General features: G+C 67.5%; 13 protein-coding genes. All 13 read right to left on the bottom strand.

Translation table 11 applies throughout. The features are described 5' to 3' along the window. Window positions 1-135: 135 nt before the first annotated feature. The 13 genes from H9654_RS01650 to glgA all read right to left on the bottom strand — a co-directional run bounded on the left by H9654_RS01650 (window position 136) and on the right by glgA (window position 19,058). Complete coding sequence (locus H9654_RS01650) at window positions 136-2,490, bottom strand: GH92 family glycosyl hydrolase (protein ID WP_191768492.1); 2,355 nt, start codon at window positions 2,488-2,490, stop codon at window positions 136-138. Between the two features lie 77 nt (window positions 2,491-2,567). Then, window positions 2,568-2,891: a thioredoxin family protein gene (locus tag H9654_RS01645; protein ID WP_191768490.1), complete on the bottom strand. Its 324-nt coding sequence runs from the start codon at window positions 2,889-2,891 to the stop codon at window positions 2,568-2,570. Window positions 2,892-2,894: 3 nt separating this feature from the next. Beyond that, on the bottom strand, window positions 2,895-3,314 hold the full coding sequence (locus H9654_RS01640; RefSeq protein ID WP_191768488.1) for a host attachment family protein: 420 nt from the start codon (window positions 3,312-3,314) through the stop codon (window positions 2,895-2,897). A 137-nt stretch (window positions 3,315-3,451) separates the two neighbouring features. Further along, window positions 3,452-4,144: a YjjG family noncanonical pyrimidine nucleotidase gene (locus H9654_RS01635; protein ID WP_191768487.1), complete on the bottom strand. Its 693-nt coding sequence runs from the start codon at window positions 4,142-4,144 to the stop codon at window positions 3,452-3,454. A 166-nt stretch (window positions 4,145-4,310) separates the two neighbouring features. Continuing rightward, window positions 4,311-6,308 carry an HWE histidine kinase domain-containing protein gene (locus H9654_RS01630; protein ID WP_225211790.1) on the bottom strand — a complete coding sequence of 666 codons (1,998 nt, stop codon included), beginning with the start codon at window positions 6,306-6,308 and terminating at the stop codon, window positions 4,311-4,313. 7 nt (window positions 6,309-6,315) lie between these two features. After that, entirely contained in the window at window positions 6,316-6,717 is a 402-nt protein-coding gene (locus tag H9654_RS01625) for a response regulator (RefSeq protein WP_318241103.1), read from the bottom strand. Between the two features lie 163 nt (window positions 6,718-6,880). After that, window positions 6,881-8,986: a glycogen debranching protein GlgX gene (gene glgX, locus H9654_RS01620; RefSeq protein ID WP_191768483.1), complete on the bottom strand. Its 2,106-nt coding sequence runs from the start codon at window positions 8,984-8,986 to the stop codon at window positions 6,881-6,883. Further along, window positions 8,973-9,152: a DUF2934 domain-containing protein gene (locus H9654_RS01615; protein WP_101100656.1), complete on the bottom strand. Its 180-nt coding sequence runs from the start codon at window positions 9,150-9,152 to the stop codon at window positions 8,973-8,975. The genes glgX and H9654_RS01615 overlap by 14 nt, the downstream gene beginning before the upstream one ends. Continuing rightward, entirely contained in the window at window positions 9,142-11,682 is a 2,541-nt protein-coding gene (treY, locus tag H9654_RS01610) for a malto-oligosyltrehalose synthase (protein WP_191768481.1), read from the bottom strand. Before treY ends, H9654_RS01615 begins: the two co-directional genes overlap by 11 nt. Next, a complete protein-coding gene (locus H9654_RS01605) occupies window positions 11,679-13,553 on the bottom strand; it encodes a 4-alpha-glucanotransferase (protein ID WP_191768479.1) in 1,875 nt (624 codons plus the stop codon). The genes treY and H9654_RS01605 overlap by 4 nt, the downstream gene beginning before the upstream one ends. Then, window positions 13,550-15,289: a malto-oligosyltrehalose trehalohydrolase gene (gene treZ, locus H9654_RS01600; RefSeq protein ID WP_191768477.1), complete on the bottom strand. Its 1,740-nt coding sequence runs from the start codon at window positions 15,287-15,289 to the stop codon at window positions 13,550-13,552. Before treZ ends, H9654_RS01605 begins: the two co-directional genes overlap by 4 nt. Continuing rightward, entirely contained in the window at window positions 15,286-17,523 is a 2,238-nt protein-coding gene (gene glgB / locus H9654_RS01595) for a 1,4-alpha-glucan branching protein GlgB (RefSeq protein WP_191768476.1), read from the bottom strand. Before glgB ends, treZ begins: the two co-directional genes overlap by 4 nt. Further along, a complete protein-coding gene (gene glgA, locus H9654_RS01590; RefSeq protein WP_191768474.1) occupies window positions 17,520-19,058 on the bottom strand; it encodes a glycogen synthase GlgA in 1,539 nt (512 codons plus the stop codon). The genes glgB and glgA overlap by 4 nt, the downstream gene beginning before the upstream one ends. Window positions 19,059-19,235 lie beyond the last annotated feature (177 nt).

The following is a 19,235-nucleotide window of genomic DNA, read 5'->3' as shown; positions in this document are numbered from 1 at the left end:
GGGTCCGGGCGCCGCCACCCGCGTACTAAAAAATAAAAAGCGGTAGCGCCGACCCATGGTCGGCGAGCGCAGCGGGCCGTTGGAGGGGGCGTTCCGCCGACCACGGGTCGGCGCTACCCGGACACGGTGCGCCGGTTACTGCTGCAGCGCGCGGGACATCGAATACGGCCGTTCGGCGTTTTTTCCGGGCCATGCGGTGTTGGGTTCGGCCTGCATCACGAATCGCAGCTCGCCCCCGGCGATGATCTCGTCGTGGCGCAGGAACGCACGCTGCAGCGGCTTGCCGTTGAGCGTGGCCGAGGCAATGTAGCCGTGTCCTGCCGTCAGTCCTTCGGCGACGATGGTGAAGACCCTGCCATTGGGCAGGTTCAAGGTCGCCTTGGGCAGGAACGGCCGGCCGATGATGTACTCGCCACTGCCCGGTGCCACCGGATAGAAACCCAGCGCGGTGAACAGATACCACGCCGACATCTGGCCGAGGTCGTCATTGCCTGCCAGGCCATCGGGGCGATCGGCGTACTGGGTGTCCATGATCTGCTTCAGGCGTGCCTGGGTGCGCCACGGCTGGCCTGCATGGGCGTACAGGTAGGCTACGTGGTGGCTGGGCTCGTTGCCGTGCGCATACCAGCCGATCAGCCCGGTGATGTCTTCCATGTGCTCGAACACGGCCGGGTCGACCTTGGCCTCGAACACTTGGTCCAGCCGCTTCAACAGCGCGTCACTGCCGCCGTGTGCATCGGCCAGGCCCTGCACGTCCTGCGGCACGTACCAGGAATACTGCCAGGCGTTGCCTTCGGTGTAATCAGTGCCATAGCCGCTGGCCGACGGATCGAACGGGGTGCGGAAACTGCCGTCGCGCTTGCGCGCGCGCATGAAGCCGGTCTCCTTGTCGAACGCATGACGCCAGTTGCCCGCGCGCTTGCCGAACTCGGCGGCGACCTCGGTGCGACCCATCGCCTGCGCCATGCGTGCGATGGTCCAGTCGTCGAAGGCATACTCCAGCGTCTTGCTGGCGGCCTCGCCTTCCTCGTCGATCGGCACCCACCCCAGCTCGCGATACTGCGCGATGCCGTCGTAGGGACCGTAATTGGCGGTGGCGACCATCGCCTCCAGCGCCTTGTCGGCATCGAAGCCGCGGATGCCCTTCAGGTAGGCATCGGCGATCACCGGCACCGCGTGGTAGCCGATCATGCACCAGGTTTCCTGGCCATGGAACGACCACACCGGCAGCATGCCGTAGGGGCTGTGCGCCTGGTGGGCGATCAGCGAATTGATGAAATCACTGTTGCGCTGCTCCGGCTGCACCAGGGTCAGCAGCGGATGCAGGGCGCGATAGGTATCCCACAGCGAGAACGTCGAATGGTGGCGGAACCCTTCGGCACGGTGCACCGCATTGTCCGGACCACGGTACTGCCCATCCACGTCCATCGACAGGGTCGGCCCGAGCAGCGAGTGGTACAGCGCGGTGTAAGCGCTGCGGCGGTCCGGCAACGGCGCTTCGATGTCCACCACCGCTAGCGCTTCCATCCACTTCTTTTTCGCATCGGCGCGTACGCGGTCGAAGTCGAACGCCGGCACCTCGGCATCCAGGTTGGTGATTGCACCTGCCTCGCTCACCGAGGAAATGGCCACCTTCACCACCAGCGGACCGTCGAGCTTGCCAAAATCAAAGGTCGCCACCAGTTGGCGGCCTTCCACCTGTGCCCGCTGCAGCGGCGAGCCGTGCCCCGGCGGCGGGAAGCCCTTGTAGGCGATGTCGGTTTCGGTGTTGTGCAGCGCATGCCCGGTGGCCGGACGCGAGAAACGCATCGCGAAGTACAACTGGCGCCCCGGTGCCCAGCCCCGGGTTTCGCGGAAGCCGGTTACCGTGCCGTCTGCATGCACGCGCAGGCGCGACCACAGGATCTTTCCGGGGTAGTCGTACAGGCTGGTGCGCAGGTCCAGCAGCACCTTGGCCTGCTCCCCTGCCGGGAAACGATAGCGGTGCACGCCGACGCGCTCGCTCGCGGTCAGCTCGGCGCGTACGCGGTAGTCGTCCAGGTTCACTGCGTAATAGCCCGGCTCGGCGCGCTCGTCCTTGTGGCTGAAGCGCGACGCGTAACCACTGCGCGGCTTGTCCGGGTCGCCGCGTTCCAGCCCGGGCTCGCCGGTGTAGGGCATCAGCAGGACATCGCCGAGGTCGGAATGGCCAGAGCCTGAGAAATGAGTGTGCGAGAAGCCCACGATGCTGGTGTCGTCGTGGCGGTAACCGGCGGCCCAGTCATAGGCCTTTTCGCGTGGCTGGATGCGGGTGTCCGGGCTCAGCTGCACCATGCCGAACGGCACGGTGGCACCGGGATAGGTATGCCCCTCTCCCGCCGTGCCGATGAACGGATCGACGGCAGCGAAGGCGCGCTCACCCACGCTGGCAGCATCGGCCGCTGTTGCCGTTGAGCCCAGCAGCATTGCGGCAGCAAGAAGTATCCATCGACGCTTCGCACGGTTTGGCATGGGCGGCATTTAGATCGATTCAGGAAACCTGATCCTAGCATCGCCGCGCGCGTCGTTCATGCTGCATTGCGTTGTTGCTAGACCGCCATCGCATTCTGCAGCGGCGCGAGGTCCTGCTCGCGCAGCGGACGGACCACCCGCGCCACCTCCTGCCCGTCACGCAGCAGGATCAGCGTGGGCCACAGCTTGACCGCAAACGAGCGCCCAAGCGGGCGCCCCTTGCCATCCTCCACCCACAGGTGGTCAAGCGCATGACCCTGCACGAACGCCTGCACCACCGGCCTGGCGGCCTGGCAGTGACCGCACCATGTCGCTCCGAACTCAAGCAGAAGCCAGCCCTCGCTGGCATCTACAGCCGATCGCAGTGGCTCCGGTTGCGGCGTTCCTGCAGGCATTGTCATGACTCAGCCCAGTGCGCGCTGGATGTCTTCCAGCGGTGCGTTGGTGAGATCCTTGGCCAGGTCACGCACCAGCCGCGATTGCACTTCTTTGTGCAGCTGCGGACGGATCCGGCCAAGTGTCTGCGGATCGGCCACCAGCACCAGGTGGGTGTAGCGGTTGTTCAGGGCATCATCGTTCAACTGCTCGGCCAGCTGCTTGGCGAACGTCGCCTCGTTGAGCTGGGCGATGCTCATGTCCTTGGGCACCGCACCGGAAGGCCCCTGTCCGGAGACGCCGGCTTGGCTGACGTCGCGCAGCACCAGTTCGTCCTGCTGCTTGAGCTTGAGCTCGGTCTTGCTGCCGACATTGGTGAAAACGCGGGCCGAGCCGCCGTCGGCGACAACAATCAACGTGCCTTCGGGGATGGGAGCGTGCTCGGTCATGGTCTTTCCTCTGTGTGGTGCGCTACGGCGTGAAACCCCACCGTAGAGGCTGCCATGTAAGCGTCCTGCAATGCCGGCGTGTGCGTGCCGTGCATCCTTGCGCAGAAGCAGGCGCAGCGCCGCGCCCGGCCGAGGGTTCAGCTCACACCAAGCACGGCGGGCAGGTCACTGAGCTTTTCAACCTGCCAGGTCGGCAGGGCCTCGCCGGTGAGCGCAACAGCGTCCGGATTGAACCAGCAGCTGTGGATCCCGAAGCGGTTGGCACCCAGGATGTCCGCTTCCAGCCGATCACCGATGATGATCGTGCGCTGCGGTTGGAAAGCACGGGCCATGGCGGTGGCGTAAGCGAAGAAACGCACGTCCGGCTTGGCGTGGCCGCAGGCTTCGGACGTCGCCACGAAGCTGATCAGGTCGGCCAGCCCGGATACCGCGATGCGCCGACGCTGCACCTGCTCGATGCCGTTGGTGATGATGCCGATCTCGCCGATCGCCGCCAACGCTTCGCAGGCGGCGCGTGCACCATCCACCAGTACCACCGTCTGCGGCAACCAATCCAGGTAGACCTGGCCGGCGCGCGCCGGATCGGCGTCGATGGCATGCGCGGCGAACAGGCGCCCGAAGCGCTCGACCTTGAGAAAATCCTTGTCCACCCTTCCCTGCTCCAGCGCCTCCCACAGCGCACGGTTGCACTGCTGGTAGGTGGCATACAGCGGGTCCACCGCCGCTTCGACACCGAGGCTGGACAGCGTACGGGCGAAGGAGAGCCGTTCGGATGCGCGGAAATCCAGCAGCGTGTCGTCCAGGTCGAACAGGAAAAGCCGGTAATCCATGGGCGGGGCAGCATTGCAGGGGGAGTAAAGGCTAGCATTGCCGTCTGCCCCCGTCCCAGCATCGCCGCCCGCTGGCCTGCGTTACGGGAACGCCCCGTGACGGCGGCGCCGGGGTATTCGAGCAAGGCAGGCGAGGCGGCGTTTCAGGATTCCGCGCATCAGGGAATCAGGCCGTCCCGGCGTGCACCAGACGCGCAAGCGCGCGGGCGATTCCTGCCGGCGTAGCCGGCTTCTGCAGCCGCACGAAGCGACCCGCTTCGAGCGAGGCAGCCCCTTCGTCATAGCCGGTGACCACCACGAACGGCAGCCCTGCCCGTTGCAGGGCAGCGATGACTCCGGTCTCGGCACCCTGCCCGAGGTTGATGTCGATTACCGCCGCATCCACCCCGCCGCCATCCAGCCGCTGCAGCGCGGCCTGCAGGGTCGAGCACGGTCCCTGCACCACGGCGCCGGCGCTGCGCAGCGCAGTGGCGGTGTCATGGGCGAGATAGAAATCATCCTCCACCACCAGGACGCGATGACCGGCAAGCAGCCCGGCGTCGCCCAGATCGACCGAACCACCGGCAATGGCCGTGCCCTGCGGCGCGTCCGTCTGCAGGATGCTGTCGCGATGCCGCAACGGGAAGGAGATGCGTGCCTCGGTCCCCTCCTCAGCCACCTGCAGATGGCCCTCGCCTTCCAGCTCATACGGAATCCGGTCTTCGATCAGCGAGGTGCCGAAGCCGCGGCGGGCCGGCGGTTCCCAACCGGGCCGTGCAGCATGGGTTTCAACCCAGTGCAGGTCGACCCAGCGCTGCTGCTGCGGGTCCTCGCGCACCTGCCAGCTGACCTCCAGCCTGCCGTCAGGGTCGCGCAGTGCGCCATGCCGGAACGCATTGGTGGCCAGTTCGTGGATGGCCAGCGACATCACCTCGGCCGCCTTCGGCGGCACCATGACGGTCGGTCCGTGCAGCACGACCCGCTGCGCGCCGTAGGACGAAGAAGAGAGCTCGTCGTTGAGCAGGCCCCGCAGATCGATGCCTACGTTGCCGGCGCGGGTCAGCAGGGCCTGCGTACGTGCCAGTGACATCACCCGGCCGGACAGGCGTTGCGCGTAGTCATCCACGCTGGTTGCCGATTCGCGGGTGCGCAGGGTGATCGAGCCGATGGTGGCCATGATGTTGCGTACCCGGTGCTGCAGTTCGGCCACCAGCACGGATTGATGCTCGGCCCAGCGTCGTTCTTCGGTGACATCGCGGGCGATGCCGGCGATCCGGCTGACCCGTCCCTGCTGGTCGAACAGTGGAAAAACGGTGTCACGCACCCAACGGAACCGGCTGTCGTCCTCGCGCTGCACGCGGAACTCATGGACGCGCGGCAGGCCATCGCGCACTCCGGTTACCGCATCAATGGCGGCTTGCCGGTCATCGGGCACTACGCGCGCCGCCCAGCAGCGCAGCGCGCCTGATGCCTGCCCGGGGCGCAGCCCGTACACCGCATCGAAGGCGGTGCTCAGCAGCTCGGTGTCCAGGCTGTCGGCATCGCGGATCCACAGCGCATCGGACGAAGCGGCGGCAAACTGGTGGAACCGCTCCTCGTTGGCCTGCAACGCGGCATTGGTCTGTCGCAGCTCCCGCTCGGTACGCTCGCGCTCCAGCCGCGCCACGTGCTCGGCACTGGTATCGAACATGGTCACCAGCACGCCGCTGATCGAGCCATCGCAGTCGCGCATCGGGCTGTAGGTGATGGTGAACCACACATCCTGCAAGCGGCCGTGGCGGCGCAGGGGATAGCATTTGTCGGAAAATGTCAGGGTCCTGCCCTGCCACACCTCTTCGTAGAGCGGTTCATTGATGTGCCAGACTTCCGGCCAGCATTCCGCCGTCGGCTGGCCCAGCCCGGCCGGGTGCTTCTCCGCCATGATTTCAGCGTACCCATCATTGTATATCTGGAGCAGGTCGGGGCCCCACAGCGCGATCATCGGGAAGCCGTGGGCAGCCATCAGGTCCACGCAGGCGCGCAGGTGCGGGGGCCAGTCATCCATGCTCCCCAGCGGTGAGCCCGCCCAGTCATGGGCCTGGATGCGCTCGCGCATCCCGCCGCGGACGCCTGTGCCCATCAACCCCGCATGATCGACCGGACGGCCGGACTGCGGCGCAAGGCGCGGATTCAGATGGCTGGCCATGGCCAAGTCAGCTGCTGCCGGGCACGTGGCGTGCCTGCAGCGCCTGTTCCAGTGCGTGGGTCAATGCTTCCAGGCGGTAGGGCTTGCCGCAGCGCGGGGCATCGGCAAAGCGCTCAGGTACGTTGTCGTCGTAACCCGACGTCAGCACGAAGGGAATGTTGCCATCGCGCAGGCGGTCCGCCAGCGGATATACCAGCTCCCCGCCGAGATTGATGTCCAGCAGCGCGCCGTCCACCGCTTGGGCGTCCAGCAGCGCATCGAGCGCCTTGAGGTTTCCGGCAGGACCGACCACGTCGACGTCCTTCATCTGCAGATATTCCACCAGGAACATGGCGATGTTGTATTCGTCTTCGGCGACCAGTATCCGCTTGCCCGCCAGCCCGCCATTGTCCACGTTCGTCACCGTCACACACTGCCTCCAGGAGTAGCCCCGCCACATCGCGGCGCCATGAATACAGCACGATGATGGACGCAGTGCACCGCAACGGAACGTGACGGGATGGTTTGTTGCGCTTTGACACCGTTTGCGGGCAGGTGGCGCGTCCGCCGGATGCGCCACCTGCCCACCGCCTTCAACTGCTGCTGGCTGCAAGCAGGCACAGGCTGTGGCCGGGCAGTTCCCAAAGCCCCTCGTCATCCTGGTGCAGCGGCAGCTCGGGCGTCTGCAGCAATACCTTGCGGAAATCCATGCCTTCCAGGGCGACCCGATACACCTGCGGCGAGCCGCCGGTATTGATCAGCAGGGCCAGGCTGACGTTGCGGCCGGACGCGTGCGCCGGCGCCGGACTGCGACCGTCCAGCACGATGGTCAACGCCCTGCGCTCGCCGTCGTGCCAGTCGGCCTCCTGCATGCGGTGGCCTTCCGGCGTCAGCCAATGGATGTCACCGCTGTGCTGCCCGGCATCGCGCAGGAACCGGTTGCGCCGGAGCAGTCCGTAGCGGCGGCGCAGCAGCAACAGGCGCCGCACGAAGGCGGCCTGCGCCTGCGCGGCGGGCTGCTCGGCGCGCTCCCAGTCGATCCAGGCCAGCTCGTTGTCCTGGCAGTACACGTTGTTGTTGCCGTGCTGGGTATGGCCGAACTCGTCGCCCGCCAACAGCATCGGGGTGCCCTGCGAAAGCAGCAGCGTGGCGAGCAGATTGCGCATCTGCTGCGCGCGCAGGGCCAGGATCGACGGGTCGTCGGTCTCGCCCTCCACGCCATGGTTGCTGGACAGATTGTGGTCGTGCCCGTCGCGTCCGTCTTCTCCGTTGGCCAGGTTGTGCTTGTGCTGGTAGCTCACCAGGTCGTGCAGCGTGAATCCATCATGGGCCGTGATGAAATTGATGCTCGCCGAGGGGCGCCGCCCATGATGGTCGAACAGATCGGCCGACCCGGTGAAGCGTGCGGCGAAACCGGGAAGCTGGCCGCCATCGCCCCGCCACAACGCGCGGCTGGTGTCGCGGAACCGATCGTTCCACTCAGCCCAGCCCGGCGCGAAGGCACCCAGCTGGTAACCACCCGGACCAATGTCCCACGGCTCGGCGATCAGCTTGACCTGGCTCAGCACGGGATCCTGCCGCACCGCGTCGAGGAAACTGCAGGACGGATCAAAGCCATGCTTCTCGCGCCCGAGGATGGTGGCGAGGTCGAAGCGGAATCCATCCACGCGCATTTCGGTCACCCAGTAGCGCAGCGAATCCATCACCATGCGCAGCGCACCGGCATTGGTGAGGTCAAAGGTATTGCCGGTGCCGGTATCGTTGATGTAGTAACGCCGGTCATCGCCCAGCCGGTAATAGCTGGTGTTGTCGATGCCCTTGAACGAGAGCGTCGGGCCCAGTTCGTTGCCTTCGGCGGTGTGGTTGTAGACCACGTCCAGGATCACCTCCAGCCCGGCATGGTGCATGCGTGCCACCATCTGCTTGAACTCCGCCACCGTGCCCTGCGACAGGTAACGCGGATGCGGTGCGAAGAAACCGATCGAGTTGTAGCCCCAGTAGTTGCGCAGGCCCTGATCCAGCAGGTACTGGTCATCGATGAAGGCGTGCACCGGCAGCAGCTCCACTGCGGTCACGCCCAGGTGCGTGAGGTGATCGACCAGCGCATCATGGCGCAGCGCCGAGAACGTGCCCCGCTCGTCCTGCGGCACCGACGGGTGGCGCATGGTGAGTCCGCGCACGTGTGCTTCGTAGATCACCGTGCGGTCCCAGAGGGTGGCGGGCGCGCGTTCATTGCCCCAGCTGAAAGCAGGGTCGACCACCGCGCAACGCGGCATATAGGCGGCGCTGTCACGGCGGTCGAAACTCAGGTCGCGGTCACGGTGACCGATGGTGTAACCGAACAGGTGGGGAGCCCACTTGAGCTCGCCGACGATCTGCTTGGCATACGGGTCGAGCAACAGCTTGTTCGGGTTGAAACGATGGCCCGCGTCCGGCGCATAGGGCCCGTGCACCCGATAGCCATAACGCTGGCCGGGACGCGCATCGGGCAGGTAGCCGTGCCAGATTTCGTCGGTGTACTCGGGCAAGGCGATGCGTTCCTTCTCGCGCCCGCGGGCATCGAACAGGCACAGCTCCACCTTGGTGGCATGCCGCGAGTACAGTGCGAAATTGACGCCCAGTCCGTCCCAGCTTGCACCCAGCGGATACGGCAGACCCTCGCGCACGCGCGAGGTCTGCGTCCATTTACGGAGCGCCAACGGCTGCCTCCTCCGGTTGCTTGCCATGGGCGGCTTCGATATCGGCCAGCACCAGGCGCTCGGCCATCTGCCAGTGGCGTACCTGTTGGCCGTCCGGACGCCCTTCGGCCTCCCAGATCTGGTGAGCCAGCGCGGCCGTACGCCGTTTGCGTTCCTCAGCGTCCATCATTCTCTCCGTTGTCCAATACCCATATCGCCAGCGGCGCCCCGTCCAGCAGCGCATCGGCCTCGATGTCATCCCCACCCTCGCAGCGGCGCGCGTCCAGCAGGCTGCGCCAGTGGCCCGCGGGCAGGCCGACGCGGGCGCGCTCGCTATCCTCTTCGCGCAACAGCGTGCCCGGCGCCAGGGGCGTTTCCAGCCGTGCCGTCGTGTCGAGCACCAGCAGCAGTTGGTGGTCACCGAGCTGGCGCGACAGGACCCACGCGCCGGCGGTGGCAGACAGCAGCGTCAGCGAGCCATCGGCGAACAGCGATGGCACCGCAGCGCGATGACGGAGCAGGGTCGCCAGCAGCAGCGCCTTGGCACTGCCCCCGCTCCAGTGCTCCTGCAGGGCCTGCTGCCAGTCTGGCGGCGAGCCGAGCCATGCGCGCCGCTGCAGGTAGTCGACCTCGCGTCGGTTGTCCGGATCCACCAGGCTGGTGTCCCAGCCTTCGTTGCCTTGGTACAGATCCGGTACCCCGGGGCAGCACAGCTGCAACGCCAGCTGCACCAGCCCCAGCCGCGCGGCGTGCGGTGCGATGGCGTGCACGAACGCGTCCAGTGCCGAGCGCAGCGGCGCCGCCTGCGGGCTGCTGCCCAGCCATGCCAGCCAGTCCGATGCCGCCTGTTCGAGCGCGCGATCCGGATCGCTCCAGCTGCTCACCTGCTTTGCTTCGCGCAGGGCCTTCTGCAACCACCCGTCAACGCGGCCGATGAAGCCGGCATCCACGCGTTCAGCCTGCAGGGGCCAACTTGCCAGCAACGTCTGCCACAGCATCAGGGTCTCCGCACCCGGCAGCGGACAGGGTCGACCGGCCTGCGTGGCGAGCTCGTGCCACTGCGCCAACCGGGCTGACCAGTGCGTGAGGTTGCAGCTCACCGCGGCCAGACGACAGCGCGCGTCCGGACCGCGCTTGTGGTCGTGCGTTGCCACCGCCAGCAACGCGCGCGGCCACTGCTGCGCGCGTTGCCGCGCCCTCAGCAGGAACTCCTCCAGCGGCAGGTGCAGCCTGCCTGGATCACTGCCGACCTCGTTGCGCGACAGCAGCCGCCCGTAGCGATAGAACGCGGTGTCTTCAACGGCCTTGGCATTCAGCGGTGCGGTCAGCTGTTCAAACCGGGTCAGCACGGCGGGATTCCCGTACAACCAGACACACAGCTGCTCGAGCGCGGCGCGGTCACCTTCCCCCAACTGGGCGGCGGCGGCGTCGGCGGCACGCGCCAGCCACGCCCGATCTGCTGCCGAGCGCAGGCCATGCGTGCGGTAGACCGGAAAATGCTGCAACAGCACCCGCAGGGCCCGTTCCAGCATGCCGCCGGTGATGTCGGCCGCGGCGGGATCGGCCCGCCGCTGGGCGTCAAGCAGCCGCAGCAGCCGGTCGAAGTCGCAGCGCAGCGAACCCTGCAGCATCTGCAGTCGCGCCTGCTGCTGGTGCTGGTCGAAGCTGCGGGCGTCACCGCTGACCGAGTGCCAGAGTGCGTGCAGGGCAGGTCCGGCTTCGCTGTCGTGCAGCAGCGCCCCGACCTGGTCCATGAAATCGTAGCCGGTGGTTCCGTCGCAGGCCCAGTCGGCGGGCAGCGCTTCGTCATCGGCCAGGATCTTCTCCACGTGCAGGGTGATCGCCTCGGCGGGCCGACCGGACGCTATGGCAGCCCGATCCAGGCCGCTGCGCAGCCGGCCCAGGTACCCCCGCGGATCAGCCAATCCATCGACATGGTCCACGCGCAGACCGTCGACATGGCCCTCGGCGACCAGGCGCAGCGGCAATGCGTGGACGGCGTCGAAGACCTCCGGGAGCTCCATCCGCAGCGCGACAAGGCCATCGATGTCGAAGAAGCGCCGGTAGTTCGTATGGTCGGCGCCGGTACGCCACCAGCCCAGGCGATACGCCTGCCGCTGCAGCACATCCTGCATCCGTTGAAGGCTGCGCTGGCAACGCGCGATCCAACCGGGCCAGCTTTCTGCCTGCGCCGGATAGCTCAGCGGCGACAGCGGCAGTGCCAGATCGTGGTGGCGCAGGCAGGGCCCTTCTCCACCGATGTCCAGATGCAGCGCGCCGTCCGCAAGGGCGGCAGCCAACGGCCTGTCCAGCACCGCCAGCCACAGCCTGCCGTCGCATTCCGGGGCGTCCCAGTCGATATCGAACCAACCTGCGTGTGCGCTGCGCCGGCCATTGCGCAGCACATCGTTCCACCACGGATTGGCAGGATGCACCGCCATGTGGTTGGGCACGATGTCCAGCAGGATGCCCATCCCATGCTGTCGGGCGGCATCGGACAGTCGATGGAAGCCTTGCTCGCCGCCCAGCTCCGGGCTGATGCGGGTGGGATCGACATTGTCATAGCCGTGCGTCGAACCCGGCACGGCGCTGGCAATCGGGGACAGGTAAAGGTGGCTGATGCCAAGCCGGGCGAAGTAGTCGACCTGGGCAGCGGCCGCATCGAAATCGAAGCCGGCGTGCAGCTGAAGGCGAACGGTGGCGCGCAGTGTTGTCATGCAGTGGCTCCCTGCCTGCGCTGTGCAGCGAAGGCCGCCAGCCGTCCTTCGATCGCTGCGGCATCACCGTGCGGCGCCATCCGACGGCACCAGTTGGGATGCGCTTCCACGGTGCCCGGCAGGTTCGGCTGTTCGATGCTTGCCGTGGCATCTTCCAGCGGCAGCAGGGCCAGTACGGACGGTGCGCGCGCGGTGAGTGCCAGCGCATCGCGCTGCAGGTCTCCGCTGTCCACGCCTTCGGCCTGCGCCCGTGCAGCCAGCTGCTGGACCTCGGCCTGGCGTCGTACCGTTTGCGTCTGGTCGGCGTCCTCGTCGTTCCAGCCCAGCTGCCTGCGCCACTGCAGGTCGCGGCCCTGCAGCCAGCCCGCCACCGGCGGCAGATCATGGGTGGAGGACATCGCCACGGCCGATTTCCGCCACTGCGCGGTGGGCAGGAAGCCCTGCTCATCGCGGTTGAAGGCGAGCACTTCCATGCCCAGCACGCCGCGCGCGGCAAGCGCATCACGGATGCCCGGCGGTACCACGCCCAGGTCTTCGCCGATCACCACGCAGTGGTTGCGCCAGGACTCAAGTACCAGCAGGTTGAGCAGGTCATCGAAGGGGTAGCGCAGATAGATGCCCTGCCCGGCACCTGCGCCGCGCGGCAACACCCACAGCCGCAGCAGCCCCAGGATATGGTCGATGCGGACGCCGCCGCGTTGCGCCATCACTGCACGCAGCAGGGTGATGAATGGCGCGTAGCCTTGGGCGCGCAGCGCGCCGGGCGCATAGCCGGTGATGCCCCACGCCTGGCCATGCGGATTGAACGCGTCCGGCGGCGCGCCGAGTTCCAGGCCTTGCAGCACGGCACCTGCGTTGTCCTGCGCCTCGACACCGGCCGGATCGAATCCCACCGCAAGGTCGGCGATCAGGCCGATCGCCATCCCGTCCTGGCGCGCGCCGTGCTGCAACTTGCGCCAGCTGGCCTGCGCCAGCCACTGGCCAAACGCCTGCACAGACGCCGGGCTGCGCGACAACGCCGCGGTCTGGGCAGCCCATGAGGCCAACGGCGCACCACCGGCCCTCAGTTCGGATTCGATCTGCCGCCACTGTCCGGGACGATGGGTCTGCAGCCAGGCCGGCAAACGGCCGATCCACTGCCACTTGGCAGCGGCCGCCTCGGCCCATCGGATCCGCTCATCGGCTTCGTGCGCGGCAAGCCGCGCATCGAGGTCGGCATCCGCTGCGCGTACCGCCGCGGCGGCTTCGGGAAGCTGCTGGAGGGGGGCGCCGTGCAGGGGCTCAAGCCAGCGCCGGTCGCTCGGCGAATAGGGACTGAAGCCGCTGCGGATCGGCATGCTGGCGTGGATCGGCGAAAGCGCGATCGCCGTGGCCCCGTGCGCGCGCAGGCGCGGGATCCATTCTGCGATGCCGCCACTGTCACCGATCCCGCCGTCCCCGGTTCCAGGCACGCTGTAGACCTGTGCGGCGACGCCCCAGTGACGGCAACCGGCATCTGGTGCGGGAAACCAGCTGCGCTGCGGCGCCACCGCCACAGCCTGCAGGCGCGGGCCTTGGGCCCAGTGCCAATAGCCGGGCGTCGGGGGCGCCTGCCACTGCCCTGCCCCTGTCTGCCGCGCTGGATGCGCGGTGCCGTCTTCTGCAACCCAGTGGGCGTCGCCGCTGCCCGCGCCGGGCACCGACAGCGTGTGCCCGACCACGCAGGTCAGCAGAGGCGGCGCGGCGCCTCCCGCTCCGGCACTGTCTGCCAGCGACCTCAGCACCGCTTCGACCACATCCGGCGCGACCTCCCGCTCGACGCCGGCCACGTCGGTCCAACGGACCTGCAGGCCGGCCTCCGCCGCGCGCCGCAGCAGCGCGTGCTCGCTCATCGCGGCACCCAATGCACGCACACGCTGCCGGCGGCGATCTGCCCGGGCGCTGCGTCCTGTTGTTGCCATACCAGTGTCCCGTCGGGAAGTTCGTGCCCCAGCGCAGCTTCGCCGACGTTCAGCGCGATCCACCATTGGCCATCGGGGAGCTGCCAGCCCGCCTGCACGGCACCGGGGCCCAGCACGCGGGCGCCCAGCGGGCGCGCATGCGCAAGCCCGGGCTGCAGATAACGGCGGCGCAACGACAGCAGCGTGGTGAACACGGCGAGATGATCAGCGGCCTGCGCATCGTCGGCCGCAGGCAGGGCGACACGTGACGCCTCGAAGGTGGAGCGCGCATTGGGATCGGGAATCCGCTGCCGCTGGTCGGCATCGGCGAATGCCGCGAACCCGGCGAACTCGCGCCGCCGGCCTTCGCGCACCGCCTCGTCCAGCGGCGGCAGGTAATCGGTGAAGAACAGGAACGGTTGCCTGGCCTGCCACGGTTCACCCATGAACAGCAGCGGGACCATCGGTACCAGCAGGACCAGCGCCAGCGCGGCACGGGCGTGATCGGCGGGCACCAGCGAAACCAGTCGCTCGCCCAGCGCCCGGTTGCCTATCTGATCATGGTTCTGGGCGAAGATCACGAAATGCTGGGGGGCCACATCGGCGCTCGGCTCGCCACGCAGTTCGCCCTTGTGGTTGCGCTCGCCCTGCCAGGCGAATCCTTCCGAAAGCGCCCGCGCAAGCAACTGCGGGGCGCGCCCGGCATAGTCGGCGTAGTACCCTTCCGACTCACCGGTGAGCATTACATGCAGTGCGTTGTGCAGGTCGTCATTCCACTGCCCCTGGTACCCCTGGCGCAGCCACGAGGCCTGGTTGCGCTCGTTCTCAAGTACCAGGTGCACGTGCGGCCGGTCGGCGCAGCCGGCGCGGATGGCCTGCAGCAACTCGCCAAGGAACGCGTTCGGGGTGATCGCCTGCACCGCATCCAGCCGCAGACCGTCAAAGCGATATTCCTGCAGCCACATCAGCGCGTTGTCGACGAAGAAGCGCTTGACCTGGGGCTGGTTGAAGTCGATGGCTTCGCCCCAGGGTGTCGGCGCCTGGTCGTTGAAGAACGCCGATGCGTAGCTGGCCAGCAGGTTTCCCTGCGGACCGAAATGGTTGTAGACCACGTCCAGCAGCACCGCCATGCCGTGCGCGTGGGCGGCGTCGACCAACCCCTTCAGCTCATCCGGATGCCCATACGCTTCGGCCGGTGCATAGGGGAATACACCGTCATAGCCCCAGTTGCGTCGGCCGGGGAACTGCGCCACCGGCATCAGCTCCAACGCGGTGATGCCCATCGCCGCCAGCGCAGGCAGCTGTGCCTTCAGGCCGGCAATGCCCCCGCTGCACCCCAGGTGCACCTCGTAGATGATCAGTTCCTGCCACGGCCGGCCTTCCCAGCGCGCCTGCCACACATGGCCATCGTCGGGCAGCAGCGCGCTGGCGCCTTCCACGCCATGCGGCTGCCAGCGCGAGGCAGGATCGGGCACCTGCGCCTGGCCGTCGATCAGGAACCGGTAAGGTGTCCCGCTGCTGCCGGTGGCCTCCACGCGGAAGCAACCGTCCTCGCCCGGCGACATCGCGTGTACTTCGCCATCCAGCACCAGCGCCACCTCACGTGCGTCGGGCGCCCACAGGCAGAAACGGTAACGGCCGTCCCCAAGGGGCCATGCACCCAGTCGCTCCCTTACCGCTGCCGTCATGCATCCACCTGCAGGTAGAGCGTGGCCAGCGGCGGCAGGGTCAGCTGCAGCGAATGCGGCTGACCGTGCATCGCCTGTGGCTCGGTTTCCAGCGCGCCGCCGTTGCCGACGTTGCTGCCGGCGTAGAACATGCTGTCGCTGTTGAGGATCTCCCGCCACCGCCCCGCGCGCGGAACACCGACCCGGTAGCCATGGCGGGGCAGCGGAGTCAGGTTGCTGACCACCAGCAAGGGCGGTGTCACCCCTTGGGGATCGTGGCGCACGAAGGCGAACACGCTGTTGGCATGGTCATCGCCGATGCTCCATTCAAAGGTGCGCTCATCCTGCTCGTCGCGGTGCAGCGCCGGATGACGGCGCAGCAGCTGGTTGAGGTCACCGACCAACCGTGCCAGGCCCTGGTTGAGCGGGCGTGCGGCCTGCTCCCAGTCGAGCGCTTGACCGTGGTTCCATTCGTGGCTCTGACCGAACTCGCCGCCCATGAACAGCAGTTTGCTGCCCGGGTGGGCCCACATCAGCGCGTAGTACGCGCGCAGGTTGGCGAAGCGCTGCCAGTCATCGCCCGGCATCCGCGCCAGCAGGGCCCCTTTTCCGTGCACCACCTCATCGTGGGACAGCGGCAGCACGTAGCGTTCAGAGAACGCATACACCAGACCAAAGGTCATCTCGCTGTGGTGATGCTGGCGGTGCACGGGATCATGCTGCATGTAGCGCAGCGAATCGTGCATCCAGCCCATGTTCCATTTATGGGTGAACCCCAGCCCCCCCTGCTCCACCGGGGCGGTGACGCCGGGCCAGGCGGTGGATTCTTCGGCGATCACCATCACCTGCGGGAAACGTCCGCGCAGCGTGGCGTTCATCTGTTTCAGGAAGGCCACCGCCTGCAGGTTCTCACGCCCGCCGTGCTCGTTGGGCACCCACTCCCCGTCGTTGCGACTGTAATCGCGATACAGCATCGAAGCCACCGCGTCCACGCGCAGGCCGTCGATGTGGAAACGCTCGATCCACTCCAGCGCGCTGCCGATCAGGTAGGCCGCCACTTCGTTGCGACCGTAGTTGTAGATCAGGGTGTGCCAGTCCTGGTGGAAGCCTTCCCGGGGGTCGGCGTGCTCATACAGCGCGGTGCCGTCGAAGCGCTCCAGGCCGTGCGCATCATTGGGGAAATGCGCACTCACCCAATCGACGATGACGCCGATTCCCGCCAGGTGGCAGCGTTCCACGAAGCGCGCGAAATCACCCGGCGTGCCGTGGCGCGCGGTCGGCGCGTAGATGCCCAGCGGCTGGTAGCCCCACGAACCGCCGAAGGGATGTTCGCTCACCGGCAACAGTTCGATGTGGGTGAAGCCAAGCGCCTGGACGTGCGGAATCAGCCGGTCGCCCAGCGCGTCCCAGTCCAGCTCGTGGCCTGCGCCGTCGCGCTGCCAGGAGCCGGCATGTACTTCATAGATCGACAACGGCGCGTGCGTACAGGCACTGCGTTGCTGCATCCACTGGCTGTCCTGCCATACGCGCTGCGCCGCGGGGGCGACCCGTGAGGCGGTGGCCGGGGGCAGCTCGGCCCAGCGCGCCATGGGGTCGGCCTTGTCGGCGAGCACCTCCCCATCTGCCCCGGTAATGCGGAACTTGTAGCGCGCACCGGCAGCGATATCAGGCAGGAACAGTTCCCAGACGCCCGCATCGTGACGCAGGCGCATGGGATGGCGACGGCCGTCCCAGCTGTTGAACTCGCCCACCACGGCGACCCGCCGCGCGTTGGGCGCCCAAACCGCGAACCGCACCCCGTCGACGCCGTCGACCTGCATGGGAACCGCTCCGAGCGCGCGCATGGCTTCGCCGTCACCCGCGCGCACGCCATCGAGCACGTCATCCGGCAGCACGGGCCAGAACCCGTAAGGATCCTCCAGCCGCTGCTCGCCGTCGGGCCAGGTGATGCGCAGGCTCGCCCGGCCAAGGCCGGCGACGGCAAGCTGGAACAGACCATCGCAGGTTGCTGCCGCGGCCATGGCCCGCTCCGTGGATTCGCCCGGCAGCCGCGCATGGACGGCCAGCGCTCCCGGCAGCAGCGTTCTCAGTAGGTATCCGCCGTTGCCGTCGCCGTGCACGCCCAGCCAGGCGAAGGGATCGGCCGGCTCACCCCGCGACAGCGCCTGCAGCGCGTCCGGAAGCGTTTCTGTCACCGTCGTCTGGACAGGTTCCTGTGCGATGGCCGACTCCCGCACGCGCTGACCCTCCATCATGCAGCCACCCGTGCCTGCCGATACAGGTCGAGGTACTGCCGCCCGGCGATGTCCCAGCCACTGGGCCGCAGCATCGCCGCGCGCTGCATCGAACGCAGCAGGCTGGGCATGCGGAAGGTGCGCAGTGCACGCTCGACGCAGCGGCGCATGACGTTGGCGGTGGGCTCGTGGAACAGGAACCCGGTCACCCCGTCGTCCACGGTGTCCACCAGTCCGCCGGTGGCGTGGGCGATGGGCAGGCAGCCAAAACGCTGTGCATACATCTGGCTGAGCCCACACGGCTCGAACCGCGAGGGCATCAACAGGAAATCCGCACCGGCGAACATCTGGCGCGCCAGTTGTTCGTCAAAACCGATCCAGGCACCGACCTGCCCCGGGAAGCGCCGCGCAAGGGCGCGCACCTGCTCTTCAACCTGCGGCTCGCCGCCGCCGATGACCACCAGCTGGCCACCGGCGGCGATGATCTGCGGGGCGACGTCGCAGGTGATGTCCAGTCCCTTCTGGTGCACCAGACGGCTGACCACCGCGAACAACGGACCCTCACTGTCGCGCAGGCCGAACGCCTGCCGCACGCTCGCCGCATTGGCGGCGCGACCGGCACACTGCTGCACGCTGAAATGCGCGCTCAGGTGCGCATCCGAACGCGGATCCCAGCTTGCATCGATGCCGTTGACGATGCCGCTCAGGTGCCCGCGCGCGGCGCGCCGCGCCAACAGCGCGTCCAGCCCGCAGCCATCGGCCGGCGCGGTGATCTGCTCGGCGTAGTGCAGGCTCACCGTGTTCAAGCGCGTGGCATTGACGATGCCGGCCTGCAGGAAGGACATGTGTCCGAAGAAATGCATTTCCTCCAGGTGTTCGGCCGGGATGCCCAGCGCTTCTGCAAGCGCATACGGGAACAAACCCTGGTAGGCCAGGTTGTGGATGGTCAACAAGGTGGCCACTTCGGTGCCGTCCCAGCGCACGTAGGCAGCGGCCAGCGCGGTGGGCCAGTCGTTGAGGTGCAGCAGCCCCGGGGCCCAGTCCATCCCGGTGCGGCCGGCGGCGATTTCCGCCGCTGCGTGCGAGAGGGTCGCGAAGCGGATCGCGTTGTCCTTCCATTCCTTGCCTGCGGCGTCCACGTAGGGCGACCCTTCGCGATCGAACAACGGGCCGTTCAACAGGACATAGATCGGCAGCCCGTCGGTCTGCAGTGCACGCCCGATGCGGCAGGCAGGCAGGTGACCCCGCGGCGCCACGCTGCCGACCACTTCGATCGAACGAAGGCGTGACAGGACTTCCGGGTAGCCCGGAATCAACACCCGAACATCACAGGCGCTGCGCAGTGCGCGCGGCAACGAGGCGGCGACATCACCCAGGCCGCCGGCCTTGATGAAGTCCGCCATCTCCGACACCACGAAAAGCACCGGCTCGCCGCGGTCCATCGAGGCCAGGGTGGGAACGAACCTGCCGCGCACATCGCGCCGGCGCAGGCGCTGGCTCGCCTTGCGCGCGACAGGTGACGGCGACGGACGACTGAATGGGGCAATGGTGTTCATCAGGTAGCTCGAAGGGCGTGCAGAATGGCGTGCCCAGCCGCCAGGAAGCAGCGGGGCCTTAAGGGAAAGTCGGCGCGGGCGTGGGGGACGCTGGCGAAGCTCTTGCAGTGAATCTATACCTGCGATCAATCAAACCTTCGTGAAATCGCTGCGTTGTCTTTGTGACATCGCGTGATG

Origin of the sequence: Stenotrophomonas lacuserhaii (genome assembly GCF_014836545.1) — a bacterium.
Taxonomy (GTDB): Bacteria; Pseudomonadota; Gammaproteobacteria; order Xanthomonadales; family Xanthomonadaceae; genus Stenotrophomonas; species Stenotrophomonas lacuserhaii.
Note: the sequence above shows the minus strand (reverse complement) of the source record. Positions and strands in the feature narration are given on the sequence as shown.